Origin of the sequence: Pseudoalteromonas sp. DL-6 (assembly GCF_004328665.1) — a bacterium.
Taxonomy (GTDB): domain Bacteria; phylum Pseudomonadota; class Gammaproteobacteria; order Enterobacterales; family Alteromonadaceae; genus Pseudoalteromonas.
Genome location: NZ_CP019770.1, coordinates 331413 through 344381 on the forward strand (window position 1 = coordinate 331413; position 12969 = coordinate 344381).

Genomic DNA, 12969 nt, shown 5'->3' on the forward strand with positions numbered 1-12969 from the left:
TAAGCGTTATGCGCTTTTATTATTATTTTTAAATGTTAATTGTCCGCCTAAGCGATACTTACTGCCCGGCGATATAAGTCGTGCAAAGCTTACAATTCCGTTTACCGACCAAGTACGGCGTATTACTTGTAAACAGGGCTCTTCATTATATAAGTTAAGCCATTGGCACATTTCACTGCTTGGTGTAATAGCCTCTACCGTGTGCCTTGCTTGTGTTAAAGGGGCAACTGTTGATAAGTATTCGTGTGGGGTAAGGGCGGTAAAATCTTGTTGTAAATAATCTTTTGCAAGGGGCGGATTTACAAAGCGCTCTTCGACTTGTAAGGGGCTGTCGTTTTCGTTATGAATAATGACACTGCGATATACCACGCTATCTACCTCCACACCTAAAGCAATTGCAATTGGCGCGACGGCATTAATTGATTCCAATACTTGCACTGTGCAGCTGTAGTTTCCGTTTCGCTCTTTTACTTCATTGGCGATGTTTTTAATTTCAAGTAATGACGACTGTGATTTGAAGCTTGCTACAAACGTGCCTAACCCTTGGCTACGAGTTAAAATGCCCGCATCAGTGAGCTCACTGAGAGCTCGACGTGCGGTCATTCTGCTTACCGTAAACTGTTTTGCTAGTTCATTTTCTGAGGGTACGCGTTGGTTTTCAAGCCAAAGTCCGCTGCGTATTTTGTCCACAATAAACTGCTTTATTTGCGTAAACTTAGGTGTTGGCATAAATACTTTTAGTATATTAAAAATAAACAATACCTAGTAAGATGGCACAATCATCTTGTATATACAAGATGTGTTGTTAAACTCGTTTGAACACTATCGCGGAGAAATTTATGCAAGCTACAGAATCCACAGAGCAATTAAATGATATCGATTTACTGCTCACCGATGCCAATATTGCCACTATGGATAGCAACATTGATGCGCCTTATGGAGCGATAGAAAATGCGGCTTTAGCAATTAAAAATGGCAAAATAGTATGGCTAGGTGAACAAACTGAGTTACCTGATTTTGATGTGTTAGCCACTCCGATATTAAGTGTCAAAGGGCAGTGGTTAACGCCTGGCTTAATTGATTGTCATACTCACTTAGTGTTTGCCGGTTCTCGTGCACAGGAGTTTGAGCAGCGTTTGCAGGGAGTGAGTTATCAGCAAATTGCTGCGCAAGGGGGCGGAATTGCAAGTACCGTAAAAGCAACCCGAGAGGCTGATCATGAACAACTGTTTGTAGCCGCAAAAGAACGTTTAAATGCACTGTTAGCAGAAGGCGTAACTACAGTTGAAATTAAGTCAGGGTATGGGCTTGATATCGAAAATGAGAAAAAAATATTAGAGGTGGCTAGGCTGTTAAACCAACATCATCCAATTGAAATAATTAACACCTTTTTAGGCGCGCATGCATTACCTTTAGAGTTTAAAAATCGCAGTGACGATTATATAGATTTAGTGTGTAATGAAATGCTTAACACCCTTGTCAAACATCACTTAGTGGATGCGGTTGACGTGTTTTGTGAGGATATTGGCTTTAGTTATGCGCAAACGCAGCGAGTATTTGATGCGGCTAAAAAGCTGGGGTTAGCAATTAAGTGTCATGCTGAGCAGTTATCCAATCAACAAGGTGCTGCGCTGGTGGCGCAATATAATGGTTTGTCGGCCGATCATTTGGAATATCTTGATGAAGCCGGTGTTAAAGCTATGGCAAATGCAGGTACTGTGGCGGTATTACTGCCCGGTGCTTTTTATTTTTTAAAAGAAACGAAATACCCTCCGATTGAACTGTTAAATAAATACAAGGTTCCCATCGCAATTGCCAGTGATTTTAACCCCGGCACATCACCGTTATGTTCTTTGCAATTAATGATGAATATGGCTTGTACATTATTTAATTTTACTCCAGAGCAAGCATTAATGGGAGTCACTGCACACGGAGCTCAGGCTCTTGGTTTTACTGATAGAGGCGTATTAAAAGTAGGTGCTCGCGCTGATATAGCACATTGGCAAATTGAGCATCCAGCACAATTAAGTTATCAGTTTGGGGTAAATAAACTGTTAAATCTATGGATATTGGGTAAACTTAGCTAATTATAAGACTTAACTCTTAAACCTATGTTTTATTTAATGTCAGTGAGTACCTCAGCTATGGATGGAACGCTATTGAGCTACAGCAATTTAGCTATTTTTTTAAGTGGTGCACTTTTAATGGCAATGGTTGCTGCGTTGTTAACCGTTAAAAGTAACGTAATGAGGCTCAGCTTTTTATGCACTGGGCTGATTGGTTTAGCTATGGTGAGTACTGCGATACCTTGGTTTGCTGTGCTATTGGCCCTAGGTTTTGGCTTTCATTTATATCAAGCGAATTTGCTAAAACAAAAAGCACCGTTACTTATCAGTGCCTGTGCCACAGGATTACTTGTTTTATTATTGGCAGGTCATCTCTTTTTTGCGCTGCACTTGGCATGGCTACTCATTCCAATTTTACTGCTTAGTAGCAGTGATTTTTTAATAGATAATACGCTGCAGGTTGCTCCATCTTTAAAGCCACAAACTGAGCCTGAGGTGTATGTTGAAAACTCACCTTTAGCCAGCTTCCCTGATAAACAACAGTTACGTCAAAAATATAATGAACTAAGCAATGAAGATTCATTAGTCGCAGCACTTATAGTATTAAGGCTCGAAGGCTTTGCCCAAGTTAATCAACATATTGGTCGAGATTTTGGTGATTTATTATTATCGCAGTCAGCAAATAGAATAAAAGATTTATTAGATAGCGATGAAGTGTTTTATCTTGCTGAGCACGCTAAATTAGCGCATTTGGGTGGGTTAAACTTTGCATTTATTTGTGATTTACAGAGCCATAATCATTTACATCAACAGCTTATAAAGCAAATTATTGGTGCTACTTTAAAGCCCTTTAATGTAGCTAATTGCACAATTGAAGTAAAAGTAAGAGCCAGTTATGTACACTGTGATCAACAAAGCAGCAGCTTTGATGATCTAATTAGTCATGCTTACCTAGCACTTGATAGTCAGCCAGCTAAACAAATAGTAGCTTATCATCAGCAAATGACGATTGAGCATTTAGAGCAGCAATCGCGATTAACTGAGTTGGCGAATATCAACTTTGCTGATGAGTTCGAACTGTTTTTTCAACCGGTTATTCGAAATGACGATGGTCAAATTGAATTTTTAGAGTTGTTGTTACGTTGGCAGCATCCAACCCAAGGGACTTTATCGGCGAGTCGGTTTATTAACGATATTAGAATTGCAGGGCTTGGTTATTCTCTCGCGACCTTTGTTATTGAACGAGCAGGTGAATTGGCCATGGCACTTCGTATGGAAGGAATGTCGGTGCCTTTAAGTGTTAACTTATTTGGCCCAGAAATGCTCAACGAAGAGTTTGTTGATTTTGTTTATGGAATTATCGGTGAACATCAACTCAGGCCAGGTGATTTAATTCTAGAGTGCCCGCTACACATTTTTACTAGCCTAGATGATAAAGGTAGAGCCATGATTGCAAGGCTTAACAGTTTAGGCTTAAAAGTGTGCGTTGATGGTTTGGGTGATAATCCCGTATTGCTTTCTAAGTTACCTAGTTTAGCGGTGGAGTATATTAAAGTATCGCCTGCATTAACTGCAGACTTTAGTAATCAAAATAATATACGTAGTTTAGTAAGTGGTATGGTTGAAATGCATAACCAGCAACAAACGAAAGTTATTTTTGAAGGGGTCGAGACACTGGATCAACTAAAATTTGTGAAAAGCCTAAAAGCCTATGCTTCACAGGGTTACTATTTTGGACATCCATTGAGCAGTTTAGGGTTAATGAGTTGGTTTAAGCAATGGTTAGAAGCACAAGAACTTTAAGCATTTACAGGCTCAGTTTTGTCTGTAAATAGGTGTTGACTAAAGCGCTGATCACTTGGCCACACTGTAAGTTACCCGCGGCTATAGAGTGGGGGTGTTGTGGTGGCGCTGCTTCGCATAAGTGTAAATAAGCACTACGGGGATCACTTGCAGCTAAGTAAACATAATGCTCACCATCGCTGACATCAAAACCACAATAATTAAATGCACTTGCAGGCATATTGGTTAAGCTATCTAAATCAACTTCTATTCCTAACGGTGCGTTATCAAATCCACGGAGTGCATGGGTGGTTGCCTCCGTTAAGTTTATTTCGCGCTTCACATTAATTGTCTGATAGCTGGTGTAGCTAAAATTAGCACTCTGCATGGCATTAAAAATAGGTTGATTGTTTTTTAGCTCATGTAAGCCAATAACATGGTAATTATTGAGCAGCTGCTCTTGGTAAGCATAGCTAAACCCGTTACCACTGTGCCTACCTTCACACTCGCGAAAGTCGGCATGGGGATCTAAATTAATCGCGTTAATTGCGTTTTGGTTATGTTTGGCAAGTGCGCGAATAATACCTAAACAGTTATTATGCCCGCCGCCAATAATAATAGGTTCAAGGCCCGCTTTAAAAATCATGTTTAAAATTGCTTCAACTCGCCCATCTATTTCAGCGCACAGCTTACGCAATTGAGCTAAGTCATCTGGATTATGATTATCAAGCGGTTGTGCTTGTTGCATTAAATCATCGAGGTTGACTTCACCAAGCAGCAAAACTTTTTGCATGGCGATAGCGTCATTGTGAGGTTGGTTTAAAAAACGTTGTAAAAAAGCAGGCCACGCATACTGTGCACCGCCTTTTCCTAAGTTGGCTCTCGGTCCAATATCTTCACAAATACCAAGTAAAACAAAACGCATACCAAATTGTACGGCATCAGCAAGCGCTTGTTGAATATTATCGCGGGCATCAAGTAATGCCATCGACTGCCACGCTTTTAACTCTCCAGCACGGCCAGAGCAAAGTTCCTTTACCGTGCTTTCGTTATATATTTTAAGGGGTACGGCCACGCTACAGTTCTATAATTTCTAGTTCTAACTCTTCAGCAGAAAGCACAATACCTGTACTGTCAGCATAAACAAAGTCATCATCAAAAAATGATACGCCAGCAAAATTAACACCTATACCGCTTTCGCCCGCACCTTCACTGTCTGCTGCAACAGGAATTGATGCAATAGCTTGAATTCCTAAATCAAGTTCTTCAAGCTCATCAACGTGACGTAATGCACCATATACAATAATGCCTTGCCAATTGTTTTCAAGTGCCAGCTCAGCCAGCTCAATATCAATTAATGCTCTGCGAGTTGAGCCGCCACCATCAATAAGTAAAATCTGATCAGTACCATCTTGAGAAAGTAATTGGCGGATCAGTTCATTGTTTTCAAAACATTTTACCGTTTTAATGCGGCCACCAAAGCTGTGTCGACCACCAAAGTTGATGAACATAGGTTCAAGCACGTCAACCACATCAGCAAAGTGGTCGCATAAATCAGAAGTGCTGTAATCCATTATTTTATCCTCAAAAGATACATAAGTTAGAAACTCAGTATACCCTCCTTATATGCAATAACAACGACTTAATCGCAGTAAATTTAGCCATAATTAGAACTAAATCAATTATAAGAATAATAATTCTTTCATAAACTTGTCATTTATTCACAACAAGATTATAAACAGGTGTATTGCTTGCTGATACGGTTGAAGATTTTCCTTAGTCAGTGGCAAGAGTCGTAAAATTGAGCAATACTGTTGTTAGGCCAATGGTTTTTATATTGTCCATTTGTTTAAAAGGAGTTTGTTAATGGTTAAATTTTACCGGCGACCCTTTTTATTTTTTATTCAAAATTAATGATTTAAATGAAAGGAAGCACCACGTTATACTGCGCTGGCAAATTTAATATAGGTATTTACAATGAATTTTTTACAAAATCTGACGATAAAACGCCGTTTGCAACTAAACGCCCTTGTTGTAGGCTTAGCAATGATTGTCATGCTATGCATCATCATTTATGAAGCACGTATTATGCTTAAATTAAATGAAACAATTCAGTACGCTGAAGAGCTAGATATACATGAGCTTTCGATGCGCAAATATGAGAAAGATTTTTTATTTTATAAAGATGAAAGTAGCTTAGATTTATTCACTAAAGAATACAAACAACTGCAGCTTAAATTAGAAAAGCTATCTGTTTTATCAACAGACTTAAATATTGCCACGGCCCAGGTAAGCCAATTCTCGGCGCTTGCAAAACAATACTATGATGACTTTCAGGTTGTTGTAAAACTGCAACGTAAGATAGGCTTACATCCCAAAGATGCACTTTACGGCGAACTTCGTGAAGCTGTTCACAGTATTGAAACGTTACTCAATGAGCAAAATAATTATCAGCTACTTACTACCATGCTGCAGCTACGCCGTGCTGAAAAAGATTTTATGTTACGCTTGGATACAAAATACCTAGACCGATTTAATAAATTAGCAGTGGAGTTAAAACAGCAAGTAAGCGCCGCCGATTTACCCAATCAGACCCGCAGTCAATTAGCATCGTTAATGAGTAATTACCAAGGTAAATTTACCGCGTTAGTAGAGGCACAGGTAGCACTGGGTGTCGATTTAAATTCGGGCGCCTTGGGTAAAATGAGGATAAGTGTTAAAAAGAGTGATGAAGTGGTTTCTTACATTACAGCTGCCACTAAAGAGCAAGTAAGTGAAACAGCCAATCAAGCACAATTATTAGCAATAGTGATTTTTGTGATTGCCAGTGTGATTGTTATGGCGCTTGTGTACTTAACTAGTCGTTCAATTATTCAGCCTATTGAAAGGGTGTATCAAGCAATAGATGAAATTAGGCGCAATAACGATTTAAGTTTATTTATAGAGCATAAAGGAAAAGATGAAGTAACCAGAATGACCATAGACTTTAATAGTTTAATTGGTGACTTCAAAAAACTAATTTATGAAGTAAATACCGCATTGAAAACGTTAAACATTGCGACTGAAGATTTATCTAACACAACGGCAGCAACTAGCTCAGGAATGCAAGAGCAGTTACATGAAGCCGACATGGTAGCCACCGCTGCGACAGAGATGCAGGCGACAATTCAAGATATTTCACATAATACTGAAGCTGCGGCTAAAAAGGCAGAGTCGACTAACGAGAGTGCCTTACAAGGTCAGGTTGAGGTTGAGTCAACCATTAAGCACATTAATGCGCTATCTGATTCTTTGGTTAATGCTTCAGGAGTGGTGTCACAGCTTGAAAAAGATGGTGAAACTATTGGCTCAGTGCTTGATGTAATTCGTGCTATTGCTGAACAAACTAATTTACTGGCTTTAAATGCGGCTATTGAAGCGGCGAGAGCCGGTGAGCAAGGTCGCGGCTTTGCGGTTGTTGCCGATGAAGTACGTTCACTGGCCCAGCGTACGCAAGAGTCTACTAGCGAGATAGAAGGTATTATTAATACCTTGCAACAGCGCACTCAAGAGGTAGTAAGTATTATGCATCAATGTCGAGCTCAAGGTGGCGAAAGTGCAACACAAGCAACTAAAGCGGGTGAGCTGCTAGGATCTATTACACTTGATGTGCAAACAATTATGGAAATGAGTACACAAATTGCTGTGGCGATTGATGAGCAAAGCCAAGTTGCATCAGAAGTGAATAAAAATGTAGTGCGAATTCGTGATATCGCTCAAAGCGCGTCAGAACATGCGGCTAATAACGCACAAACCAGTGAAGAGGTTTCAGCCCAAGCACGCGTGCTACATAGTGCGATAGATAAATATAAAGTTTAAGCTTTGCTATACAACCAATAAAGTTTAAGGAACAAACTTTATTGGTACGCTGTCTTTGTTATTTTCATGTTGTTTAACACGTTCTAAATAAGTGTCCCACAACTTAGTATGTTCGGCTTGTAATTTAGCCAAATATTGCCAGCTAAACAACCCGCTGTTATGCCCGTCGTCAAACTCTAAACGCAACGCATAATGTCCTACGGGTGTAATGCTTTTCATGCCCACTGTTTGTTTATTAAGTACTAACTTCATAGGCTCAGAGCCATGGCCTTGCACCTCGGCTGAGGGAGAGTGAACCCGTAAAAACTCAGTACTGAAGGTTGCCTCTGAATGATCATCAAAGAACACATCTAAATTTTTACTCACACTATGATAGTGCACTTTAGTTACTTGTTTCATCGTCATCTCACTTACAAAAAAGCCTCCATGCTGGAGGCTTTTAGTATACATTAAACGGCTGTTAAAGAATAAAGCGGCTTAAGTCTTCATCTTCAACCAGTGCACCTAAGTGTTTTTCAACATAGGCGGCGTCAATAACAAGGCTTGAACCGGCTTTTTCAGAAGCATCATATGAAATTTCTTCCATTAGCCTTTCCATAACGGTATGTAAACGACGCGCACCGATGTTTTCGGTTTTCTCATTAACCTGCCATGCTGCTTTAGCAATACGCTCAATTGCATCGTCGCTAAATTCAATAGCGACTTGCTCTGTTTTGAGTAGCTCGCGTTGTTGCTCCGTAAGTGACGCGTGTGGCTCAGTTAAAATGCGTTTAAAGTCATCGGCTGTGAGTGCTTCAAGTTCAACACGAATAGGTAAGCGGCCTTGTAACTCCGGGATCATGTCTGATGGTTTAGACATTTGGAATGCACCTGAGGCAATAAATAACATGTGATCAGTTTTAACCATGCCATGCTTAGTGTTAACTGTAGAGCCTTCAATAAGCGGTAGTAAATCACGCTGCACACCTTCACGGCTTACATCTGGGCCTGAGGCTTCGCCGCGCTTACAGATTTTGTCGATTTCGTCAATAAACACAATGCCGTTTTGCTCTACCGCAAAAATTGCCTGCTCTTTTAATTCTTCAGGATTAACTAATTTACCGGCTTCTTCTTCGGTAAGTAATTTAAACGCTTCTTTAATTTTAAGCTTACGTTTAGTTCGTTTATCACCACCCATATTTTGAAACATGCCCTGTAACTGGTTGGTCATTTCTTCCATACCAGGAGGAGCCATAATTTCAACATTCGGTTGAGCTTGCGCTAAATCAATATCAATTTCTTTGTCATCTAGCTGGCCTTCGCGTAATTTTTTACGAAACGATTGGCGTGTCGATGAGCTTTCATCGCGCTGAACTTCACCATACTGATCTTTCACTGGAGGCAGTAATACATCTAAAATGCGCTCTTCAGCCGCTTCTTCTGCACGGTGTTTAAACTTTTTGGTTTGTTGTTCACGGGTCATTTTGATTGAAACGTCGACTAAATCACGAATGATAGTTTCAACTTCTTTGCCTACATAACCCACTTCGGTAAATTTAGTGGCTTCCACTTTAATAAAGGGGGCATTAGCTAGTTTTGCTAAACGACGCGCAATTTCCGTTTTACCTACGCCTGTAGGGCCAATCATTAAAATATTCTTTGGTGTTACTTCGGCACGTAAATCTTCGTTTAACTGCATACGGCGCCAGCGATTACGAAGGGCAATAGCAACCGCTTTTTTTGCTTTTGCTTGACCAATAATATGCTGGTCAAGCTCATGAACAATTTCTCTTGGGGTCATATCAGACATGGCGGGTTCCTATTACAATTCTTCGATAGTTTGGAAGTTATTCGTAAATACACAGATGTTGCCAGCAATTGTTAGGCTTTTCTCTACAATTTCACGAGCACTTAAGTCGGTGTTTTCTAATAAGGCGGTTGCAGCAGATTGTGCAAAATTTCCGCCGCTGCCAATCGCGATCAGGTCGTTTTCAGGTTGTACGACGTCACCATTACCAGTGATGATCAATGATGCAGTTTCATCAGCAACAGCTAGCAGGGCTTCAAGTTTGCGTAAGGCACGATCGCTACGCCAATCTTTAGCCATTTCTACAGCCGCTTTAGTTAGATTGCCTTGGTGCATTTCTAATTTGCTTTCAAAACGTTCGAAAAGGGTGAAGGCATCAGCAGTACCGCCAGCAAACCCAGCGATTACTTTGCCATTATAAAGGCGTCGAACTTTTCGGGCGTTGCCCTTCATTACTGTGTTACCAAGAGATACTTGGCCGTCACCACCAATAACAACTTTGTCATCACGGCGTACACTTACGATTGTAGTCATGTTATTCCTCATCATCACGCTGCAAGGGGCAGCGCGTAAAAAACGATTATGAAGAGGTTATATGGGTGAATGGTTTAAATTCAAGTCCAGCCCCAAATTCCGCAGCCAACGATATTAATTCGTTTCAGTTTGTTCTTATCACTTTCTGCTTGGCGCTTGGTTTCATAAGGTCCTAAACGGACTTTATACCAAATACCATTGGTACCTGTGGTTTTTTTGATCTCTGAAATTAGCCCTGCAAAGGCTATTTTAGCCTTTAAGGTTTCTGCTTGTTGATGCGTTTTAAATGAGCCACATTGCATAACATACGGGCCTTTTTGTTCAAGTTCTTTTACTTCAACTTGAATTTCATGTTCTTTAATTTCTTTAATAAATTTAGGTGGCCGCGGTTTAGCTATTTCTACTTGCTTTTCAGGTGTTGGATTTGCCTGTTTTTCAACAAGATCAGGATCGGCATTATTTTTAACAAACCAGAGTCCGTATGCGAAACCACCGACGAGCAATAGTGCAATTAGGGTTAATAACAGCGGAAAGGGTTTTTTAGCCGGTTCTTGTTTGGTGTTTTTTCTATTTTTTGGTTTTTTATTAATATAATCGTGCTGTGCCATGGTGTTATGTGTGGCCTTACCTAAATCATGTCTGTAGGGTCTACGTCTAAACTCCAGCGAACTTTTTGAGCAAGTTTGCTGGTGCTGAGATAATCAACCATTTGTGCAAGATACGGGTGTAAAATGCGTCGATCTTGCGCTTGAATATGTAATTGAAAACGATACATCCCTGCAATTTTCTCTAAAGGCGCAGGGATTGGTCCAAGCAATTGTATACCAGATACCCCATTGACAGGAACCAAATCCGTTAGAAAGTCGACGACTTGCTTAATGTTATGTCCTTGTGCACGAACTATCGCCATACTGGTGATGGGCGGCAATTGCGCGTCACTGCGCTCAGTAAGTGCAAAGCGGGCAAAATCTTGATAGCCATTATTAACTAAATCCTGTAATAACGGATGCTCAGGAAAGTGCGTTTGTAATAATACCTCACCGGGCTCACCGGAACGCCCTGCTCGCCCAGCAACCTGAGTCACTAATTGCGCAAGGTGTTCTGTTGCCCTAAAGTCACACGAATATAAACCACTATCTACATCTAAAATGAGTACTAAGCTTACATCCGCAAAGTGGTGGCCTTTGGCCAGCATTTGCGTACCGACTAAAATGCGTGCGCCACCTTGGTTTATTTCATCCAATGCTTTTTCAAGGCTGCCTTTGCGCCTCGTAGAGTCGCGGTCTATTCGGCTAATCGGGATATCTTTAAATTCAGTACTCAAAAATTCTTCTATTTGTTCAGTGCCTTTACCGTTAGGAAATATCTGCGTGCTACCACAATCAGGGCATTGATGCGGTACTTGATATTGGTCACCACAGTGATGGCAAATCATCTGACCGATGGCTTTATGAAAGGTTGCACTCGTGCTGCAGCGATTACATTCACTTAACCAACCACACTCATGACATATTAAAGTAGGCGAAAAACCACGGCGGTTTAAAAATACCATTACCTGCTTACTTTTATTCAGGTGCTGGCGCATTATCGCTAGGCTCGCATGGGCAATACCTGCTTGATCAGGCTGACCTTTCATGTCGAGAAGCTTAAATTGGTTATCGGTGGCAGTTTGTGCTCGCTCACTTAATGTGAGTAACTGGTATTTGTTATTAATTGCTTTGTGCAGTGTTTCTAAAGCGGGGGTAGCACTGCCTAAAATAAGCGGAATGTTATGCTGATATGCGCGATACGCTGCTAAATCGCGTGCATGATAGCGTAAAGTATCTTGTTGTTTAAATGAAGCATCATGTTCTTCATCAACCACAATCATCCCGAGTTTTAAAAAGGGCAGAAAAATACTCGAACGAGTACCTATAACGATGGCACAACTGCCTTTTTCACAAAACCGCCATGTTTGCAGACGCTCGTTATCGGTGAGCGCTGAATGCCATAGCATAATTGGCGTATCGGGGAAGCGGCGCCTAAAACGATTAACGGTTTGTGGGGTTAAACCTATCTCGGGAACCAGCACTAACGCTTGCTCTCCACGCTTTAACACCTCTTCAAGACACTGTAGGTAAACTTCTGTTTTACCACTACCCGTGACACCTTCAAGTAAAAAGCTATTGAAACCGGTGCTTTGATTAATCGCTGTGCAAGCAATCGCTTGTTCTTTATTTAAGCGAGGCTTAGTGCCCACAGTAGGAGAGGCATGTTGCCATTGATTGTCATGTTCAATGGTTTGCACTATCAACTCTTTTGCCAACAGGCTATCAATAGTCTTTTTATTAAACCCGAGTGCTTTTAGTTCCGTTAATGATGATTTACCCGATGCAGATAATTGCTTAAGCAAGTTAAGCTGTGTTTTAGCTTTTAAAGATGGTAAAAGCGCCCCTTTATCAGTTAACGTCAGCATATTTATACTGGTTTTATCAGGGCATTCACCTTGGCGCAATGCACTGGGTAGTGCAATATGAATAGTTTCACCTAGTGGATAACAATAATAACGTGCAGTAAACTTCAGCAGCTCTAAATGTTGCGCAGATAACACCGGCGAGTCGTCAATAACTTCAATAATAGATTTGATTTTGCCTTCGGGAACTTCTGTATCGGCTTTTAAGTTAAGGATAACCGCTACTTTTCGTTGATTACCAAAAGGGACGAGTACGCGCATGCCTGGCTGTAATTGAGTCAGCGGTAGTAATTGCTCATCCACTTTATAATCAAAGGTGCGAGGTAAGGGGACTTTTATTGCAACTTCAGCAAAACGCATAACAACTCAACTAAGAAACCGAATGGCTTAATGTACTAAAAATAGTATTAAAAGCCCACCAACAAATCCATAATGGCTAGCCGTTTGCCGACTTTTTAGCAAAAAGAATAATTAAAGCTTGTGTGCGTGCG

General features: G+C 40.7%; 11 protein-coding genes. 3 read left to right on the forward strand and 8 right to left on the reverse strand.

Annotated features, from left to right (window positions below):
• Positions 1–6: 6 nt before the first annotated feature.
• On the reverse strand, positions 7–729 hold the full coding sequence (gene hutC / locus B1F84_RS01500) for a histidine utilization repressor (RefSeq protein ID WP_008465755.1): 723 nt from the start codon (positions 727–729) through the stop codon (positions 7–9).
• 110 nt (positions 730–839) lie between these two features.
• On the opposite strand from hutC, the gene hutI reads away from it, so the two are divergent.
• Both hutI and B1F84_RS01510 read left to right on the forward strand, forming a co-directional pair.
• Entirely contained in the window at positions 840–2087 is a 1248-nt protein-coding gene (gene hutI / locus B1F84_RS01505; RefSeq protein ID WP_131690364.1) for an imidazolonepropionase, read from the forward strand.
• Positions 2088–2144: 57 nt separating this feature from the next.
• Positions 2145–3869, forward strand: coding sequence for a GGDEF domain-containing phosphodiesterase (locus B1F84_RS01510; RefSeq protein ID WP_131691888.1), 1725 nt, complete (start codon positions 2145–2147; stop codon positions 3867–3869).
• A 4-nt stretch (positions 3870–3873) separates the two neighbouring features.
• Here B1F84_RS01510 and B1F84_RS01515 read toward each other — a convergent pair whose 3' ends face one another.
• Together B1F84_RS01515 and rraA are read right to left on the reverse strand one after the other, a co-directional pair.
• Positions 3874–4923, reverse strand: a complete 1050-nt coding sequence (locus B1F84_RS01515) for a formimidoylglutamase (protein WP_131690365.1) — start codon at positions 4921–4923, stop codon at positions 3874–3876.
• Position 4924: 1 nt separating this feature from the next.
• Entirely contained in the window at positions 4925–5422 is a 498-nt protein-coding gene (rraA, locus tag B1F84_RS01520; protein WP_008465762.1) for a ribonuclease E activity regulator RraA, read from the reverse strand.
• Positions 5423–5825: 403 nt separating this feature from the next.
• Between rraA and B1F84_RS01525 the strand changes: the two genes are divergently transcribed.
• On the forward strand, positions 5826–7706 hold the full coding sequence (locus tag B1F84_RS01525) for a methyl-accepting chemotaxis protein (RefSeq protein WP_131690366.1): 1881 nt from the start codon (positions 5826–5828) through the stop codon (positions 7704–7706).
• Positions 7707–7730: 24 nt separating this feature from the next.
• Here the strand turns inward: B1F84_RS01525 and B1F84_RS01530 are convergent, their stop codons facing one another.
• From B1F84_RS01530 to priA, 5 genes are all read right to left on the reverse strand, one after another.
• Positions 7731–8105 (reverse strand): gamma-butyrobetaine hydroxylase-like domain-containing protein, encoded by a 375-nt coding sequence (locus tag B1F84_RS01530; protein ID WP_131690367.1) that lies wholly within the window; start codon positions 8103–8105, stop codon positions 7731–7733.
• A gap of 61 nt (positions 8106–8166) precedes the next feature.
• Complete coding sequence (hslU, locus tag B1F84_RS01535; protein WP_008465766.1) at positions 8167–9495, reverse strand: HslU--HslV peptidase ATPase subunit; 1329 nt, start codon at positions 9493–9495, stop codon at positions 8167–8169.
• Positions 9496–9507: 12 nt separating this feature from the next.
• The gene (gene hslV, locus B1F84_RS01540) at positions 9508–10026 is read right to left on the reverse strand and encodes an ATP-dependent protease subunit HslV (protein WP_008115012.1); all 519 of its coding nucleotides are present in this window, start codon (positions 10024–10026) and stop codon (positions 9508–9510) included.
• A gap of 80 nt (positions 10027–10106) precedes the next feature.
• Positions 10107–10634 (reverse strand): SPOR domain-containing protein, encoded by a 528-nt coding sequence (locus tag B1F84_RS01545; RefSeq protein ID WP_008465769.1) that lies wholly within the window; start codon positions 10632–10634, stop codon positions 10107–10109.
• 20 nt (positions 10635–10654) lie between these two features.
• Positions 10655–12838, reverse strand: coding sequence for a primosomal protein N' (priA, locus tag B1F84_RS01550; RefSeq protein ID WP_131690368.1), 2184 nt, complete (start codon positions 12836–12838; stop codon positions 10655–10657).
• Between the last annotated feature and the right edge of the window lie 131 nt (positions 12839–12969).